Annotated in this window: 18 protein-coding genes; 10 read left to right on the plus strand and 8 right to left on the minus strand. The window is 65.1% G+C overall.

Going from position 1 to position 15,283, the window contains the following annotated elements:
- Positions 1 to 82 precede the first annotated feature (82 nt).
- From U0023_RS14095 to U0023_RS14105, 3 genes are all read left to right on the plus strand, one after another.
- Positions 83 to 922 carry an SDR family NAD(P)-dependent oxidoreductase gene (locus U0023_RS14095; protein ID WP_009764614.1) on the plus strand — a complete coding sequence of 280 codons (840 nt, stop codon included), beginning with the start codon at positions 83 to 85 and terminating at the stop codon, positions 920 to 922.
- Positions 923 to 953: 31 nt separating this feature from the next.
- The gene (locus U0023_RS14100) at positions 954 to 1,349 is read left to right on the plus strand and encodes a GtrA family protein (protein WP_009764615.1); all 396 of its coding nucleotides are present in this window, start codon (positions 954 to 956) and stop codon (positions 1,347 to 1,349) included.
- Positions 1,350 to 1,526: 177 nt separating this feature from the next.
- Positions 1,527 to 2,771: an MFS transporter gene (locus U0023_RS14105; RefSeq protein ID WP_009764616.1), complete on the plus strand. Its 1,245-nt coding sequence runs from the start codon at positions 1,527 to 1,529 to the stop codon at positions 2,769 to 2,771.
- Here the strand turns inward: U0023_RS14105 and U0023_RS14110 are convergent.
- A complete protein-coding gene (locus tag U0023_RS14110) occupies positions 2,735 to 3,457 on the minus strand; it encodes a class I SAM-dependent methyltransferase (protein WP_009764617.1) in 723 nt (240 codons plus the stop codon). The genes U0023_RS14105 and U0023_RS14110 overlap by 37 nt on opposite strands.
- A gap of 22 nt (positions 3,458 to 3,479) precedes the next feature.
- Positions 3,480 to 3,941 carry a MarR family winged helix-turn-helix transcriptional regulator gene (locus U0023_RS14115; protein ID WP_009764618.1) on the minus strand — a complete coding sequence of 154 codons (462 nt, stop codon included), beginning with the start codon at positions 3,939 to 3,941 and terminating at the stop codon, positions 3,480 to 3,482.
- A gap of 148 nt (positions 3,942 to 4,089) precedes the next feature.
- Here U0023_RS14115 and U0023_RS14120 point away from each other — a divergent pair, with 148 nt between their 5' ends.
- A complete protein-coding gene (locus U0023_RS14120; RefSeq protein ID WP_009764619.1) occupies positions 4,090 to 4,509 on the plus strand; it encodes an organic hydroperoxide resistance protein in 420 nt (139 codons plus the stop codon).
- A 66-nt stretch (positions 4,510 to 4,575) separates the two neighbouring features.
- On the opposite strand, the gene U0023_RS14125 is transcribed toward U0023_RS14120, so the two are convergent.
- From U0023_RS14125 to carA, 3 genes are all read right to left on the minus strand, one after another.
- A complete protein-coding gene (locus U0023_RS14125) occupies positions 4,576 to 5,124 on the minus strand; it encodes a cupin domain-containing protein (protein WP_009764620.1) in 549 nt (182 codons plus the stop codon).
- A 79-nt stretch (positions 5,125 to 5,203) separates the two neighbouring features.
- Positions 5,204 to 5,578 (minus strand): hypothetical protein, encoded by a 375-nt coding sequence (locus U0023_RS14130; protein ID WP_009764621.1) that lies wholly within the window; start codon positions 5,576 to 5,578, stop codon positions 5,204 to 5,206.
- A 123-nt stretch (positions 5,579 to 5,701) separates the two neighbouring features.
- Positions 5,702 to 6,913 (minus strand): glutamine-hydrolyzing carbamoyl-phosphate synthase small subunit, encoded by a 1,212-nt coding sequence (gene carA, locus U0023_RS14135; RefSeq protein WP_009764622.1) that lies wholly within the window; start codon positions 6,911 to 6,913, stop codon positions 5,702 to 5,704.
- Positions 6,914 to 7,159: 246 nt separating this feature from the next.
- On the opposite strand from carA, the gene U0023_RS14140 reads away from it, so the two are divergent.
- The gene (locus U0023_RS14140; RefSeq protein WP_009764623.1) at positions 7,160 to 7,618 is read left to right on the plus strand and encodes a GatB/YqeY domain-containing protein; all 459 of its coding nucleotides are present in this window, start codon (positions 7,160 to 7,162) and stop codon (positions 7,616 to 7,618) included.
- Between the two features lie 7 nt (positions 7,619 to 7,625).
- On the opposite strand, the gene U0023_RS14145 is transcribed toward U0023_RS14140, so the two are convergent.
- On the minus strand, positions 7,626 to 8,213 hold the full coding sequence (locus tag U0023_RS14145) for a cysteine hydrolase family protein (RefSeq protein WP_009764624.1): 588 nt from the start codon (positions 8,211 to 8,213) through the stop codon (positions 7,626 to 7,628).
- A 120-nt stretch (positions 8,214 to 8,333) separates the two neighbouring features.
- Between U0023_RS14145 and U0023_RS14150 the strand changes: the two genes are divergently transcribed.
- Both U0023_RS14150 and U0023_RS14155 read left to right on the plus strand, forming a co-directional pair.
- Positions 8,334 to 8,768: an Lrp/AsnC family transcriptional regulator gene (locus U0023_RS14150; RefSeq protein WP_009764625.1), complete on the plus strand. Its 435-nt coding sequence runs from the start codon at positions 8,334 to 8,336 to the stop codon at positions 8,766 to 8,768.
- A gap of 544 nt (positions 8,769 to 9,312) precedes the next feature.
- Positions 9,313 to 9,936 carry a LysE family translocator gene (locus U0023_RS14155; protein WP_009764626.1) on the plus strand — a complete coding sequence of 208 codons (624 nt, stop codon included), beginning with the start codon at positions 9,313 to 9,315 and terminating at the stop codon, positions 9,934 to 9,936.
- Between the two features lie 27 nt (positions 9,937 to 9,963).
- On the opposite strand, the gene U0023_RS14160 is transcribed toward U0023_RS14155, so the two are convergent.
- On the minus strand, positions 9,964 to 10,368 hold the full coding sequence (locus U0023_RS14160; protein ID WP_009764627.1) for a VOC family protein: 405 nt from the start codon (positions 10,366 to 10,368) through the stop codon (positions 9,964 to 9,966).
- A 156-nt stretch (positions 10,369 to 10,524) separates the two neighbouring features.
- On the opposite strand from U0023_RS14160, the gene U0023_RS14165 reads away from it, so the two are divergent.
- Positions 10,525 to 10,800 carry a hypothetical protein gene (locus U0023_RS14165; RefSeq protein ID WP_009764628.1) on the plus strand — a complete coding sequence of 92 codons (276 nt, stop codon included), beginning with the start codon at positions 10,525 to 10,527 and terminating at the stop codon, positions 10,798 to 10,800.
- Here U0023_RS14165 and U0023_RS14170 read toward each other — a convergent pair.
- The gene (locus U0023_RS14170) at positions 10,766 to 10,981 is read right to left on the minus strand and encodes a hypothetical protein (RefSeq protein WP_009764629.1); all 216 of its coding nucleotides are present in this window, start codon (positions 10,979 to 10,981) and stop codon (positions 10,766 to 10,768) included. The genes U0023_RS14165 and U0023_RS14170 overlap by 35 nt on opposite strands.
- 183 nt (positions 10,982 to 11,164) lie before the next feature.
- Here U0023_RS14170 and dnaG point away from each other — a divergent pair, with 183 nt between their 5' ends.
- Together dnaG and rpoD are read left to right on the plus strand one after the other, a co-directional pair.
- A complete protein-coding gene (gene dnaG / locus U0023_RS14175) occupies positions 11,165 to 13,054 on the plus strand; it encodes a DNA primase (RefSeq protein WP_009764630.1) in 1,890 nt (629 codons plus the stop codon).
- A gap of 198 nt (positions 13,055 to 13,252) precedes the next feature.
- A complete protein-coding gene (gene rpoD / locus U0023_RS14180; RefSeq protein ID WP_009764631.1) occupies positions 13,253 to 15,250 on the plus strand; it encodes an RNA polymerase sigma factor RpoD in 1,998 nt (665 codons plus the stop codon).
- Positions 15,251 to 15,283: the final 33 nt, after the last annotated feature.

Here is a 15,283-nt window from a genome sequence, read left to right on the forward strand (position 1 = left end):
CTGATTGTAGGTTGAGAGAGGCTCTTACACGGACCTTGAGCAAATTCAAAGGCCTGAGCCATGATTTAGACAGGCAATGCCCATGCGGTACGAACCGCAGGCCGCCGCCTTGCAGGAGAACTGGGAAAAGATGGTCATGACGGAGGAGCCGCGCTGGGCGCTGATCACGGGAGCGTCCAGCGGGATCGGCGCCGAACTGGCGCGGGCTTTCGCCGGCCGGGGCTATCGCCTGGTTCTCACGGCCCGCCGGCACGAGCGCCTGGAATCTCTAAGCGCGGAGATCGGGCGAGCCCATGGCGTTCCCGTCGAGGTCGTCGCTCTCGACCTCGAGGACAGACAGGCCCCTCGGGACCTTCATGAGATGCTGCTGGAGCGGCGAATCGCCGTGCATACCCTGGTCAACAATGCGGGATTCGGCCTGAGGGGATATTTCGCGTCTCTCCCGCACGAGAAGCAGGTCGCCATGATCGACCTCAACGTCACGGCCCTGACCTCGCTCTGCCGCCTGATGCTGCCGGGAATGATCGAGCGCCGGCGGGGAGGGATCTTGAACGTGGCTTCCATCGCGGCCTTCCAGGCCGGGCCCTACATGGCCGTCTATTACGCCACGAAGGCCTTCGTCCTGTCCCTCTCCGAGGCTTTGCACGACGAAGCCAGGCCGCATGGAGTGACCGTGACGGCTCTCTGCCCGGGACCGACCGAGAGCGAGTTCTCCGAAACGGCGGGCCCTAAAGGATCGGGCTTCTTCAAGGGCGACGCCATGTCCCCAGCCGAGGTGGCCCGTGCGGGGATCGACGGCTACGAGGCCGGGAAGGCCATCGTCATCCCGGGGAGAGGCAACCGGATCGGGGCTGTCGCGGCGAAGTTCGCTCCCCGCTCCATCTCCCGCAGGATCGCCGGGCTTCTGCAGGGAATGAGGTGACGCGCGCTCGGGAAGTCGCTATCGAGAAAGCGTGACCGCATCCCGCTCCCTTCATCGGCTCACCCGTCAATTCACCGCCTTCTTCGGGGTGGGCGTGGCGGCGGCCGTGGCTCATTACGGACTTCTCGTCGCTCTCGTCGAGGGCGCCGGGACGCATCCCGTGCCGGCGACGCTTGCCGGCTACGTGGCGGGAGGGCTCGTGTCCTATGTGCTCAACCGAAAGCACACGTACGAAAGCGACAGGCCCCATCGGGAGGCCACGTGGCGCTTCGCCCTGGTGGCCTTCGTCGGCTTCCTCGTGACCTGGTTCCTGATGCACGCCTTCACGGTGTGGCTCGAGGGTCCCTATCTGCCATCGCAGGTCATCACCACCGGCGTCGTGATGCTGTGGAGCTTCATGGCGCACAAGAAATGGACATTTGCATAGGTCTTGGGCAAGCGCGCGGCCTGTTTGCCAGGTTCCAGGCTTCCAGCGCAGCCCTGGCCTGCATTCTGCCGGATCCCGCGAATCTTTTCGCAATGCAATATGGATGCCGCAGGAGCCTCTCAAGATCGCTCCGCCGCTCATCTCACATTCGCACCGTATAAGAAGCTTGGGGGCTTCATGTCCGATCTGGCCATTGCCGAGGAAGCCTGTCTCGCACGGAGCAAGGCTCCCGCCGTTCCGCAATCTCGCCTCGCCGTCGCCCTGATCGAACTGGCGCTCGCGGTCGGCAGCTTCGGCATCGGAACGGGCGAGTTCGCCATCATGGGATTGCTGCCGAACCTCGCGCAGGAGTTCCACATCACGACGCCCCAGGCCGGACATGCGATCAGCGCCTATGCGCTCGGGGTCGTGGTCGGTGCTCCCATCATCGCCGTCCTGGCGGCCAAGCTCGCCCGCCAGACGCTGCTCCTCGTCCTGATGGCCGTGTTCGCCGTCGGCAACGCGGTCAGCGCCGTGGCGCCGAGCTTCGAGTCCTTCGTGCTCCTGCGTTTCCTCACCGGCCTGCCGCACGGCGCCTATTTCGGCGTGGCCGCGCTCGTGGCGGCCTCCCTCGTCCCGCCGAACAAGCGCCCCCAGGCCGTGGCGCGGGTCATGATGGGCCTGACTGTCGCGACCCTGCTCGGCACGCCCGTCGCGACATGGTTCGGCCAGGCTTTGACCTGGCGGCTCGCCTTCGGCGCCGTTGGTTTCATGGGCGCGCTGACCGTGCTGCTGATCTGGCTCTTCCTGCCGAAGGACGAGGTCCAGGAGGGGGCGAGCCCGATGCGGGAGCTCGGCGCCTTCAAGCGCAAGCAGGTCTGGTTCACCCTCGGCATTGGAGCCGTGGGCTTCGGCGGTCTGTTCTCCGTCTTCTCTTACATCGCGTCGACGGCGACCTCCGTCGCCGGGATGCCGGAGAGCGCCGTTCCCCTCATGATGGCCCTGTTCGGCTCCGGCATGATCGTGGGCAATCTCGTCGGAGCGTGGTTCGCCGACCGGAACCTGATGGCCACCATCGGCGGGGTGCTCGCCTCCAGCGCCGTGGTGATGACGGTGCTGTGGCTGACGGCGGAAAACCCCTACATGCTCTCGGCCTGCGTGTTCCTCGTCGGTTGCAGCGTCGCGATCGGACCCGCCCTTCAGACGCGCCTGATGGACGTGGCGGCCGATGCGCAGACCCTGGCCGCTGCCCTCAACCATTCCGCCTTCAACATCGCCAACGCGCTCGGCGCTTGGCTCGGCGGCCTTGCGATCGCGGCCGGCTATGGCTTCGCCTCGACCGGATGGGTCGGTGCGGCTCTCGCCGTTGCGGGGCTTGGCGTGTTCGGCCTGTCGCTCCTGAGCGATCAGCGCTCAGTGAGGTCGTCCGTATCGAGGGCCTGAGCCGGGCGGCCGACGAAGGTCATGCGGGCCTGATTGTGCCCGAGGTTCCGCGCCGCGCGCTCGGGCACGAAGCCGGCATCGTCGAGAAGATCGGCGATCTCCTCCGCGCTGTATTGAGAGAGGCCCAGTTCCTCGCGGATCTTGCGGTATTCGGAGAAGGCCGTGCGGGCGAGGCCGCCGAGGGCGGCCCTCATGAACCCGCCCTGCCAGGCGAAGGAGAGCAGCGCCTTGGCATCGATGAGCGGGCTGATGTCCGGCGGGATGACGTCGCCCAGAACCAGTCTGCCATTGTCCTTGAGCTTCGGGTGCAGGAGCCTCAGGAGACCGCGAAACTCGTCGAGGGAGAGATACTGGACGAGCGAGTTCACCACGATGAGATCGATCGAGGAATCCGCAAGGTCAGCGACATCGTCGGTCGCCAGGACCGTGATCCGCTCGTTGTCTCGGAAGCGCTCGTTCAGGCGATCGCGAACGAGCGGCGCGGCATCGCTCAGGTAAAGTCTCGCGCATCGGGCCGCGACCTTGTCGGCCAGAAGCGCCTCGCCGCAGCCGTAATCCAGCACGACCGCGTCCGGCGAGGGGATGAGCCCGATGATGTCGTTGGCGATCAGGCGGTAATGCAGGAGCTTGTGCCGCTCGTTCACGTAGATCGGCGTGTCCTGGTTCCAATAATCGCGCCAGTTCATCGAAAGGCTGTCCTTGTTGACGTCAGGTGTCGGGCGAGAGCGTGGCCGAGTCATGGAGCCTGCCGCGCAGTTTCGCAACCTCCCTGGTCAAGGCACGGGCCTCGTCGGCAGACATGCCCAGCATGCAGCCGACCTGGTGGGGAACCTCTTCCGCCTTCCCGCGCAGGACACGGCCGGATTCGGTCAGGTGGATCCTGACCTGCCGCTCGTCCTTCGTGTCGCGTGTGCGGCGGACATGCCCCGCGCTTTCGAGGCGCTTCAGCAACGGGGTCAGGGTGCCGGAGTCAAGAAACAACCGTTCCCCTATCTCCTTCACGGTGAGTTCGTCCTGCTCCCAGAGCACCAGCAGGACCACGTATTGCGGGTAGGTCAGGCCGAGGGGCTCCAGGAGCTTGCGATAGGCCCGGTTGAAGGCGTGAGAGACGGAATAGAAGGCGAAGCACAGCTGGTTATCGAGCGCCAAGGTCTTCGGGTGTGTCGTCATCGTCTCCTCCGCCAAAGCAATCTATGAAAGAAATAGGTTGCACACAATCTAATTTGCCCTTATGCCTCTATTTAGATTGAGCGCAATTAAATTGTAAGCGTTCGATTTGCCGGCAGGATCCTCGTTCGGCAATTCAAGGAGCATCTCGATGACCCCTCTCTACACAGCCCATGCCTCAGCCCAGGGCGGACGCGAAGGCGTCGCCGCTTCGAACGACGGAAAGCTGGAGGTTCGCCTCTCCACGCCGAAGGAACTCGGCGGTGCGGGCGGCGAGGGGACCAATCCGGAGCAGCTCTTCGCGGCCGGCTACTCGGCCTGCTTCCTAGGCGCGCTGAAGTTCGTCGCGTCGCAGAACAAGATCGCCCTTCCGGCCGATGTTCATGTCGAGGCCAAGGTGGGGATCGGCAAGCGCGACGACGGCGCGGGCTTCGGTTTGGTGGTCGAGCTGAAGGCGAACCTGCCCGGTCTGTCGCAGGAGCTGGCGACGGATCTGGTGCACAAGGCCGACGTGGTCTGTCCGTATTCGCACGCCATCAGGGGCAACGTGCAGGTCACGCTGTCGGTCTGACAGCAAGAATAACAAGCCGTAGGGGCAAGGGCCTCCTGCCTTCCGGGGCAGGGGGCCTTATCGCGTTCAGATCCAGAGCTTCACGAGAGGCCCGTCCGGTCCATCGACCGGATCGGTATCAGGAAGAGGTACCTGGGCGATCCGCTGTTGCGAGGCCGCGAGAGCATTCGGATCGTCTCGGATCGTGTCGTAATCGGCGCCGCCCGGATAGGCCCCGACCACGGAGAAATCGTCGCTCGCGTTGATGCAGGCATGGGCCACCCCGGCCGGAATGATCACCACGTCACCGGCGCTCACGGCCACCAGGTCGCCGTCCTCGCCGCCGAAGCGGACCTGGGCCGAGCCCGACACGATGCCGAGCACCTCATGGGTATTCGGGTGGTAATGATGGTAATCGTGGATGCCGTTCAGCCACGCATTCGTCCAGCCGTTCCTGGCGAAGGTCGTCTTGAAGGTCCGGACCGCATCGTGCTCGGAAGGGGAAATCGCCCCGCGGCGCACGATCAGCGGCAGAGAGGAATTCGGCACGATGCCGTTGCTCCGGAAGACGTAGGTCTCCGTGCCGAGCGGCGCGTTGTAGCCGTGCGGATCGCCATATCCTTTCGCTTCAGCCATGCTTCTCTCCCTTGGAACCGGGGAGGGAACGCATGGCTTTCACGAAAGATCGAGCGGGACCGTGAAATCCCGGCCGGCGTCACATGCCGATGAACATGGCCGCGACGGCGCGGTCGATGGACAGGTAGAACATCCCGAAGGCCACGACGGCCGCGATGGCGAACTCGACGATCTGGCTCCTGAAGATGCGGAACTTGGCGAAGAGGTTCTGGCCGAAGATCGAGATCAGCCAGGCTGTCGTCAGCACCACCGGGAAGATGAAGAGATAGGACCAGGTGCTCTCGACCGGACCGACGCTGGCCGGGTCGATCAGAGGACGGATGTTGCGCACCCAGGGAGCGTAGAGAGCGGCGTAGAGCGACGTCAGCCAGGACAGCGTAACGGCAATGCCGAGGTGAAACGTGAACAGGTTGTGCAGTCGGCTGAATTCGCCGGAATCGTCATCGAAATCCATTGGATGAAACCCCCAAACCAAGGTCCGGAATCATTTTGTTTTTATGGTTAATGATCGGTTACCGTGATTTGGGCGGCTGGCGCAACAGACCCGTTTGTCGCGGCGCCAGCCTTCACAAGATTGTTAGGCTTTCGCCTTCTTGCCGTCCATCAGCTGCACGAAGCGGTCGAACAGGTAGTGGCTGTCCTGCGGGCCGGGGGAGGCCTCCGGGTGGTACTGCACCGAGAAGGCCGGGCGGTCCGTGAGCGAGATGCCGCAATTCGAGCCGTCGAACAGGGACACGTGGGTCTCCACGGCGTTCGAGGGCAGGGTCTCCGGATCCACCGCGAAGCCGTGGTTCATGGAGGTGATCTCGACCTTTCCGGTGGTCTTGTCCTTCACCGGATGGTTCGCCCCGTGATGGCCCTGGTGCATCTTCTTGGTCTTGGCGCCGACGGCCAGGCTCAGCATCTGGTGGCCGAGGCAGATGCCGAAGGTCGGGATCTTCTCGTCGAGGACCTTGCGGATCACCGGCACGGCATATTCGCCGGTCGCCGCCGGGTCGCCGGGGCCGTTGGACAGGAACACGCCGTCCGGCTTGAGGGCCAGCACGTCCTCGGCCGAGGCGGTAGCGGGAACGACCGTGACCTTGCAGCCGGCGCGGGCGAGCAGGCGCAGGATGTTGCGCTTCACGCCGTAATCGATGGCGACCACGTGATGCTTCGGAGCGCCGTCCTGGTGGCCGTAGCCTTCGCCGCGCGTCCAGGTGGTCTCGTCCCAGTCGAAGCGCTGGGCGCTGGTCACGAGTGGCACGAGGTCGAGGCCGTCCATGGAGGGGAGCGCGGCGGCCTTGGCCTTGAGGGCCTCGATGTCGAATTGGCCCTCGGGATCGTGGGCGATGACCGCGTTCGGCATGCCCTTGTCCCGGATCAGGGCCGTGAGCGCCCTCGTGTCGATGCCCGAGAGGCCGACGATGCTGCGGGCCTTGAGCCACGCATCGAGGTCGCGGGAGGCGCGCCAATTGGACGGCTCGGTGATGGTCGCCGCCAGCACGACGCCGCGCACCCCCGAGGACGAGGCGGCGTTGACGCTCTCGATATCTTCCTCGTTGGTGCCCACGTTGCCGATATGCGGGAAGGTGAAGGTGATGATCTGGCCGGCATAGGACGGGTCGGTCAGGATCTCCTGGTAGCCCGTCATCGCGGTGTTGAAGCAGACCTCGCCGGTCGCCTCGCCCACGGCGCCGATGCCGAAGCCTTCGAGAACCGTTCCGTCCTGGAGCACGAGAACCGCGGTCGCGCGCGGCTCGGCCCAGCCACCCGAGGAACTCCCGGTGGTGTCTTTGTCTTGCAGCATCGTCATGATCTCTTGTAAGTCCGGGGCCAACAGGCCGTGCTTGAGCAGGCCGTGCCCGGGCCGCCTTTGAACTACCCCCGTGACTTAAGGGGCCGTTCGCGTTCCGTCAACGCTCAAGCGCATCGTGCGGAAAAGTGGATCCGCTTTTCGCTGACGCGGCCCTCCGGGTCCGCGTCGACGATGCGCCAAACAAGGGAAGGAGCATCGGACCCGATGCTCCAGCGACTCAAAACCAAGGAGAACTCCATGCTGCGCGAACGCTTTACCGCCGAGATGAAGGAAGCCATGAAGGCCGGCGACAAGGGCAGACTCGGCGCCATCCGGCTGATTCAGGCCGCCCTCAAGGACAAGGACATCGAGGCCCGCGGCAACGGCAAGGAGCCCCTGTCCGACGAGGAGATCCTGGCCCTCCTGCAGAAAATGGTGAAGCAGCGCCAGGAATCGATCACCATGTACGAGCAGGGCGGCCGCACCGAGCTCGCCGATCAGGAGAAGAACGAGGTCGCGGTGATCTCCTCCTACCTGCCGCAGCAGATGGACGAGGCCGAGACCAGGGCCGCCATCGAGGCCGCCATCGCCGAGACGGGCGCCGCCTCGATGAAGGATATGGGCAAGGTCGTGGGCGCCCTGCGCGCCAAATACGCCGGCCGCATGGATTTCGCCAAGGCGTCCGGCCTCGTGAAGGACATGCTGCCGAAGGGGTAAGCGAAAATCAGGCCGCCGCAACCTCTCCGGATGCGGTGAGCGCCTGAACCAGATCCCGCGCCGTGGCGATCCTGGCGAATTCGAAACCCAGGGTCGCCACATGCGTCCGGTGGACCATTTCCGCCGGAATGGTGCCGCCCCGGCCGTCGGGGAGGTCGAAGCAATCGCAGGCATCTTCGGCCAGGATCATGCGGTAGCCCAGGTTCGCTCCCATGCGCACGGTGGTCGACACGCACATGTCGGTCGAGATGCCGAAGGCCACGATGGTGCCGATCCCGAGCCGCCGCAGGCGCAGGTCCAGGTCGGTGCCGATGAAGGCCGAGTTCACGCTCTTGCCGACGAGCGGCTCGTCGCCCTTCGGGCCGAACCCCTCCCGGAAGGCGTTCCCCGGCTGGGCCGGGCCGAGGGTCGAGCCCGGCTCGACCGAATCGTGCCGGACATGGACGATGGGTCGACCGGCGGCCCGCCAGGCCTCGACGAGCAGCAGCCCGTTGGAATCGACGGCCGCGTTCCAGCGGCGCGGCCAGGACGGCTGGTCGAAGGCTTTCTGCATGTCGATGGGTAGAAGGACGGCGTTCGTGAGGTCGGAAGGCATCGATGGCTCCTTGTGCAACGAGGCTCAACCTTCGGTGAATGTTCGGCCGGTTGCACTCGACAAGATGACGGGCCGACCGGCTATATGCCGGTCTTTGGACCCTCAAGGCGGATTCCCGGCATGGCGCTGGACGAGAAAGACAGGATCCTGATCGCTGCCCTGCGCAGGAATGCGCGGGAAAGCCTCGTGGGCCTCGCCCGCAGCGTCGGACTCTCGCGCAGCGCCACGCAGGAGCGGATGCGCCGCCTGGAGCGGGAAGGGATCATCAAGGCCTACACGGTCGAACTCGCCTCCGAGCACGATCCGTCCGTGCGCGCCATGATCGCCGTGACCTTCGAACCGGGCTTCCGCTGCAAGCAGGTGGTGCCGCGCCTGGCCGGCATCCCGGAGATCGTCGCCTGCCATTCGCTGACGGGCTCCATCGACCTGATGGTCAGCGTCGCCTGCGAGTCGAACGCCAGTCTCAACCGGATCAGGGACGTGGTGGCGTCCGTCCCCGGAGTGGCGACCGCCACGACGCATATCGTTCTTGCAACGGAATGGGCGCGGGGTTAGCCGGTTCCTCCGGCAATCCGGGGCAGGGCATGTCAAAGAGCCAGCACCTTGTGGCCCGCGGCTTGCGCTGCGAGCCTTTAAGGAGATCGAGGGTGGCGCGGCGGGCAGCCCGGCTCGATGTCTAAGTGTGAATGTGAGAGCCGAACTGCTCGTCACGCACGGTACTTTTAGGCGTTTAAACTTGGACCAGCACAGGGCTGCCAAGGGCCTCCTGCCGCCGGCTGCGTGACCGGCGGGCAGGACCGTGCCGGATCCCACACTGTGCGACGCCTCGCGAAGCGCGCCCCTCGTCGGATCAGGCTGTGCAACGATATAGCCAAGGTTCATCCCCCTGTCAAGAACAAAGTGAGAACATAACGTTGCTCTCGGAGCCTTGCCGTCATGACCGCAACAGGTGCGGCCATGACGTGGAGGGTGGCAGGGCCGGGGCGTGAGGCGCGGGAGGAGAGAGACGACGTAGCCGCTCGTGGGCGTCATTCAAATCGTGCTAAGAAATGGATCGGCCCTTCCGGAAAGCGGCATCACGAGCGAGCATCGGTGACACATGAGCCTTGAACTCTGGTTGATCTATCTGGTCGCGGCCATCGGCCTGTCCCTGACGCCGGGACCCAACGGGCTTTTGTCCTTGACGCACGGTGTCTGCTACGGGTTCCGGCCCACGATCTATACGGTCCTGGGCGGCGCGCTCGGGTTCTTCGTCCTCATCGCGGCGTCGCTCGCCGGCATGGGGGCGCTGCTCGCCGCTTCGGAGAAGGCCTTCACGATCGCCAAGTGGATCGGCGCGGCCTATCTCGTCTATCTCGGAATCCGCATCTGGCGGTCGCCCGCTTCGGTGCTGGACGTTGCCGGCCGGGACGCCGGCGCACGCCGGGTGAGGCCCCTTTGGATGTTCAACCAGGGCTTCCTCGTGGCGGTGTCGAACCCGAAAGCTTTGATCTTCTTCGCAGCCTTCCTGCCGCAATTCATGGTCTCGGGTGTGTCCTTTCCCGTCCAACTCGCGATCTTCGGCGGCACCTTCGTGGTGGTGGAGATCGTCTACGAGCTCCTGCTCGCCGGGATGGCCCAGCGCATCGCTCCCTGGCTGACCCGTCACGGCCGCTGGTTCAACCGCGCCGCCGGCGTGACCTTCGTCGGCATCGGCGCCGCGCTCACGGCCGCGAGCCGGTGAGAGGAGGCCGGTCGGGGCGGGCTGCCCTCACGGTCGCCCGTCGGTGAATTGAACGAGATCCCACAGGTTGCCGTACAGATCCTCGAACACGGCGACGATGCCGTAGGGAGCTTCCTTCGGTTCGCGGATGAACGTGATCCCGGCCTCGATCATCGCCGCATGATCGCGCCGGAAATCGTCGGTCCTGAGGAACAGGAAGACACGGCCACCGGCCTGATTGCCGATGAAGATTTCCTGATGGGCGGAGGATGCGCGGGCCAACAGCAATGACGTGCCTCCGTCGCCCCGTGGACGGACGACGACCCAGCGCTTGTCCTGCTCCGGCTGGTCGGTGTCCTCGATCAGCTCGAACCCGAGCTTGCCGACATAGAAATCGATGGCCTCGTCGTAGTCGCGAACGACGATGGCGATATGGGCGATGCTTTGATTCACGGCGCTTTCCCTCGATCGGACGGACCGCCCGAACATGAGCTAGCGGGGCGAGCGGGGAAAGCGTATCCTTCGCCGATCACCAGCCGTTTCGAACCCGTAGGCGCTGGTGGCAGAGAGAGATGTGTGCTCCCGCCTGCAGGGTCGAGGAGCATCCCCATGACCAATCTGCAACAGGAACGCGACGAGCTGGTTCAGGCCGACCGGCATCTCGCTGAGGGCGAGCGGCGGATCGGCGAGCAGATTGATCTGATCCAGTGGATGACCAAGCACGGCTACGATACCGTCGTGGCCAAGGATCTGCTGCGGTTGCTCGAGGAGACCCTGACGATCTGGAAGGAGCATCGCCAGCTGATTCTGGACGCAATCGCACGGCATGAGCGGTCCGAGGCCGAGCGGCCTAAAGATCCAGTTCCTCGGCCAAAAGCCTCCTGACTGCTCGAGCCTCCCCAGGAGGATGCGGCAGGATGGGATCCAGTTCGGCCTCGATCCGGAGCATCTCCCCGACCTGATGCAGGGTCTTCTCCCGAATCTCGTCCAGGGCTTGGCGAAGCCGCGAGGCCTCGGCCAGGGCGGCTTCGGCTCGCCGGAGCAGGGGATCGTCCTCGATGGTCATGACGACACCTCCAGTCGGTTTTCTGCCGTAATGCGGAAGGCGCGATGGCTGTTCCGGGACGACCGGCAGAGCCGGTCGGATGATGGTCCTGTGGATTGCGGGCAAAGAAAAGCGTGGCCTTGGGGTTTTTACCCGACGGGAAGGCGCTCTAGTTTATGGAACAGGTTTGGAGATCACCGCTTCGTGCGCTACCCGCCCCAAATCCTCGAAGAGATCCGCGCCCGGCTGCCGACCTCGGCGGTCGTCGGAAAGCGCGTGCGCCTGAAGAAGGCGGGACGGGAATGGAAGGGGCTGTCGCCCTTCAACGCGGAGAAGACGCCGTCCTTCTACGTGAACGACCAGAAGCAGTTCTATCACTGCTTCTCGTCCGGAAAGCATGGGGACATCTTCACCTTCCTGATGGAGACGGAAGGGCTGTCCTTCCCCGAGGCCGTGGAGCGGCTGGCGGGCGAAGCGGGCGTGCCCCTGCCGACGCTCTCCCGCGAGGACCGGCAGGAAGAGGTCAAGCGCAAGAACCTCCACGACGTCATGGAGCTGGCGGCGGAGTTCTTCGAATCGTCCCTCCAGGGGCGCTCCGGCGGCAAGGCGCGGGACTATCTCGCCGGGCGCCAGCTCAGCCGCGAGACGCAAAGTCGGTTCCGGATCGGCTATGCTCCATCCGAGCGCTATGCGCTGCGCGACCATCTCGCCGGCAAGGGCGTTCCCGTCGAGATGATGGTCGAGGCGGGCCTGGTCCATGCGGGCGAGGAGGGAAAGATCCCGGCCGACCGCTTCCGCGACCGGGTCATGTTCCCGATCTGCGACGTGCGAGGGCGGGTCATCGCCTTCGGCGGCCGGGCCATGAGCGCCGACGTGCCGGCCAAGTACCTCAACTCGCCCGACACCCCGCTCTTCAACAAGGGGCGGCTCCTCTACAACTACCACCTCGCCCGCCAGCCGGCCCATGAGAAGGGCACGGTGATCGCCGTCGAAGGCTATGTGGACGTGATCTCGCTGAGCGTCGCGGGCTTTCCCCATGCGGTCGCGCCGCTCGGCACGGCCCTGACGGAGGACCAGCTCACCCTGCTCTGGCGCCTCGCGGAAGAGCCGATCCTCTGCTTCGACGGCGACAAGGCCGGGCAGCGGGCGGCCTACCGGGCCCTCGACGTCGCCCTGCCGAACCTCATGCCGGGCAAGTCCCTGCGCTTCGCCATGCTGCCGGAGGGGCAGGACCCGGACGATCTCGCCCGTGCCGGAGGGAACGCCGCCGTGGAACGCGTTCTGGCCTCGGCGCGGCCGCTGGTCGACGTGCTCTGGACCCGGGAGCTGGAAGCCGGCCCCCTCGATACCCCCGAGCGCCGGGCGGCCCTGGAGCGGCGCCTGCGCGAATCACTGGCGCTGATTCGCGACGAAACCCTCAAGAAATACTACCGGGAGGACATCGCGGGCCGCCTTTCGGCCCTCAATGCGGATGCCCGGCCCAAAAGGTTCGAGCGCCAGGGCGGGGGCGGACGGCGGGATTTCGGGAAGCCCCAGCCCATGACTCCGAGCTCCCGCCTGAGCGTCTCGCCGCTGCTCGCCCGCAACCCGCTTTTCGCCGGCAGCACGGCCGAGAGTCCGCGGGAGGCGATGATCCTCTGCACCTTCCTGGTCCACCCGGAACTCATTCAGAATCACGCAGAAACCCTTGCAGATCTTGAACTTGAGGGCCGGTCCACCCAAATGATGCGCAGTCTCCTGCTCGATGGAGCGGCGAGCGGCGAACCGGCCGATCCGACAGTCATGATGGCCCGCCTCGAACGGGCCGGCCTGACCGGGGCGGCGGAAAGATTGACGGCTCTGGTCCGTCCTGGCGACCGGTGGATGCTGGATCCACATGCGGATCCCTTGCGGCTTGAGGACGCATTGAGGCAAGCCATCACCTTGCATCGCCGCGCACGCACGTTACATAGCGAACTTCGAGCTGCCGAGCGCGCGCTCGCCGAAGAGGACAACGAGGCCAATCTCGCCTGGCTGCGAGAGGTCCAAAACCAACTGTCCTCCGTCGAGGGTGCCGAGGCCGACATGGACAATGCAGGGGCTCTCGGTCTCTGATGTCCAATTATGTCAGAGTGCGGCAAGCTTAAGCGGTTGCGGCGGTTTGTGCAGGGGATGGTTAACGGTTAGTCAAGCGACTCACTGTTTATGATTGGCAATGAATTTCGGGTGGCGGAGCTCTGGAGGCTTGGCCGCCCATTCGCGCATCGCGGGTCCTGTAGGGGGGATGAGCGGGGCGCTGGAGTTGAGCAAAGCATGGCGACGAAGGCAACCGAACGGGACGAAGGCGAGACGACGGCTCCGGAGCAGCAGAGCGACGGGCCCCTGCTCGACCTGAGCGATGCCGCCGTTAAACGGATGATCAAGCTCGCGAAGAAACGCGGGTATGTCACTTATGACGAACTGAACGAGGTTCTGCCTCCGGAGGAGTTCTCCTCGGAGCAGATCGAGGACGTGCTCGGCCAGCTGTCCGAGATGGGCATCAACGTCGTCGAGTCTGAAGAGACCGACGAGAACGCCCAGCCGGAAGCCGAGGAGGAGGAGGCCGACGGCGGCGACCTCGTCGAGGCGTCGCAGACCCGCGCCGTGGCGGTGCGGGAGACCACCGCCAAGGAGCCGACCGACCGCACGGACGACCCGGTGCGCATGTACCTGCGCGAGATGGGCTCGGTGGAGCTTCTCTCCCGCGAGGGCGAAATCGCCATCGCCAAGCGCATCGAGGCCGGCCGCGAGGCCATGATCGCGGGCCTCTGCGAAAGCCCGCTGACCTTCCAGGCCATCATCATCTGGCGCGACGAGCTCGTCGAAGGCCGGGTGCTCCTGCGCGACATCATCGACCTCGAGGCCACCTATGCGGGCCCCGACGGCAAGGGCGCGCCCAAGGTCGAAGGCATGGGCGAAGGCGAAGCCGAGGAGGAGACGGCCGAGTCCGAGGAGGGCATGACCCCGCCCGAGGGCGAGATGGACGACGACGACCTAGAGAACAACGTGTCGCTCTCGGCCATGGAGGCCGAGCTGAAGCCGCGCGTTCTCGAAACCTTCGACTCCATCGCCGACAACTACAAGAAGCTGCGCCGCCTGCAGGTCGAGCATGTGGAACAGCGCATGCAGAACAAGCAGCTGACCCCGGCCCAGGAGCGCAAGTACAAGGAGCTCAAGGCGGATATCGTCACGGCGGTGAAGTCGCTGTCGCTGAACAACAACCGCATCGAGGCCCTGGTCGAGCAGCTCTACGACATCAACAAGCGCCTCATCTCCCATGAGGGCCGCCTGATGCGCCTGGCCGAGAGCCACGGCGTCGCCCGCGAGGAGTTCCTGAAGCACTACCAGGGCTGGGAACTCGACCCGAAATGGGTGCTGCGCGTCTCCAAGCTCGGCGGCAAGGGCTGGAAGGACTTCGTCGCCAAGGCGAAGGACGGCATCCACGACCTGCGCGAGAACATTCACAACCTGGCGAGCGAGACCGGCCTGGAGATCCAGGAATTCCGCCGCATCGTCATGATGGTGCAGAAGGGCGAGCGCGAGGCCCGTCAGGCGAAGAAGGAAATGATCGAGGCGAACCTGCGTCTCGTGATCTCCATCGCCAAGAAGTACACGAACCGCGGTCTGCAGTTCCTGGACCTGATCCAGGAGGGCAACATCGGCCTCATGAAGGCGGTCGACAAGTTCGAGTACCGGCGCGGCTACAAGTTCTCGACCTACGCCACCTGGTGGATCCGGCAGGCGATCACGCGCTCCATTGCGGATCAGGCCCGCACGATCCGCATCCCGGTGCACATGATCGAGACGATCAACAAGATCGTGCGCACGTCGCGCCAGATGCTGCACGAGATCGGCCGCGAGCCGACCCCGGAGGAGCTGGCGGAAAAGCTCGCCATGCCGCTGGAGAAGGTGCGCAAGGTCCTCAAGATCGCCAAGGAGCCGATCTCCCTCGAAACGCCCATCGGCGACGAGGAGGATTCGCATCTCGGCGACTTCATCGAGGACAAGAACGCGATCCTGCCCATCGACGCGGCGATCCAGTCGAACCTGCGCGAGACGACGACCCGCGTCCTCGCCTCGCTCACGCCGCGTGAGGAGCGCGTGCTGCGCATGCGCTTCGGCATCGGCATGAACACCGACCACACCCTCGAAGAGGTGGGGCAGCAGTTCTCGGTGACCCGCGAGCGTATCCGCCAGATCGAGGCGAAGGCCCTGCGCAAGCTCAAGCACCCCTCGCGGTCGCGGAAGCTCAGGAGCTTCCTCGACAACTGAGACGATCCAAAAAGGCGGGTTTTAGGACCCGCC

It is taken from the genome of Microvirga lotononidis, assembly GCF_034627025.1.
Classification (GTDB): domain Bacteria; phylum Pseudomonadota; class Alphaproteobacteria; order Rhizobiales; family Beijerinckiaceae; genus Microvirga; species Microvirga lotononidis.

Excerpts from the sequence above, each read along its gene's own strand:
- U0023_RS14140 (WP_009764623.1), top strand. The coding sequence starts at position 7,160 with ATGCTGCGCGAACGCTTTACCGCCGAGATGAAGGAAGCCATGAAGGCC.
- U0023_RS14145 (WP_009764624.1), bottom strand. The coding sequence starts at position 8,213 with ATGCCTTCCGACCTCACGAACGCCGTCCTTCTACCCATCGACATGCAG.
- U0023_RS14165 (WP_009764628.1), top strand. The coding sequence starts at position 10,525 with ATGACCAATCTGCAACAGGAACGCGACGAGCTGGTTCAGGCCGACCGG.
- carA (WP_009764622.1), bottom strand. The coding sequence starts at position 6,913 with ATGCTGCAAGACAAAGACACCACCGGGAGTTCCTCGGGTGGCTGGGCC.
- U0023_RS14110 (WP_009764617.1), bottom strand. The coding sequence starts at position 3,457 with ATGAACTGGCGCGATTATTGGAACCAGGACACGCCGATCTACGTGAAC.
- U0023_RS14115 (WP_009764618.1), bottom strand. The coding sequence starts at position 3,941 with ATGACGACACACCCGAAGACCTTGGCGCTCGATAACCAGCTGTGCTTC.
- rpoD (WP_009764631.1), top strand. The coding sequence starts at position 13,253 with ATGGCGACGAAGGCAACCGAACGGGACGAAGGCGAGACGACGGCTCCG.
- U0023_RS14130 (WP_009764621.1), bottom strand. The coding sequence starts at position 5,578 with ATGGATTTCGATGACGATTCCGGCGAATTCAGCCGACTGCACAACCTG.
- U0023_RS14095 (WP_009764614.1), top strand. The coding sequence starts at position 83 with ATGCGGTACGAACCGCAGGCCGCCGCCTTGCAGGAGAACTGGGAAAAG.
- U0023_RS14150 (WP_009764625.1), top strand. The coding sequence starts at position 8,334 with ATGGCGCTGGACGAGAAAGACAGGATCCTGATCGCTGCCCTGCGCAGG.
- U0023_RS14155 (WP_009764626.1), top strand. The coding sequence starts at position 9,313 with ATGAGCCTTGAACTCTGGTTGATCTATCTGGTCGCGGCCATCGGCCTG.
- U0023_RS14120 (WP_009764619.1), top strand. The coding sequence starts at position 4,090 with ATGACCCCTCTCTACACAGCCCATGCCTCAGCCCAGGGCGGACGCGAA.
- U0023_RS14170 (WP_009764629.1), bottom strand. The coding sequence starts at position 10,981 with ATGACCATCGAGGACGATCCCCTGCTCCGGCGAGCCGAAGCCGCCCTG.
- U0023_RS14125 (WP_009764620.1), bottom strand. The coding sequence starts at position 5,124 with ATGGCTGAAGCGAAAGGATATGGCGATCCGCACGGCTACAACGCGCCG.
- U0023_RS14105 (WP_009764616.1), top strand. The coding sequence starts at position 1,527 with ATGTCCGATCTGGCCATTGCCGAGGAAGCCTGTCTCGCACGGAGCAAG.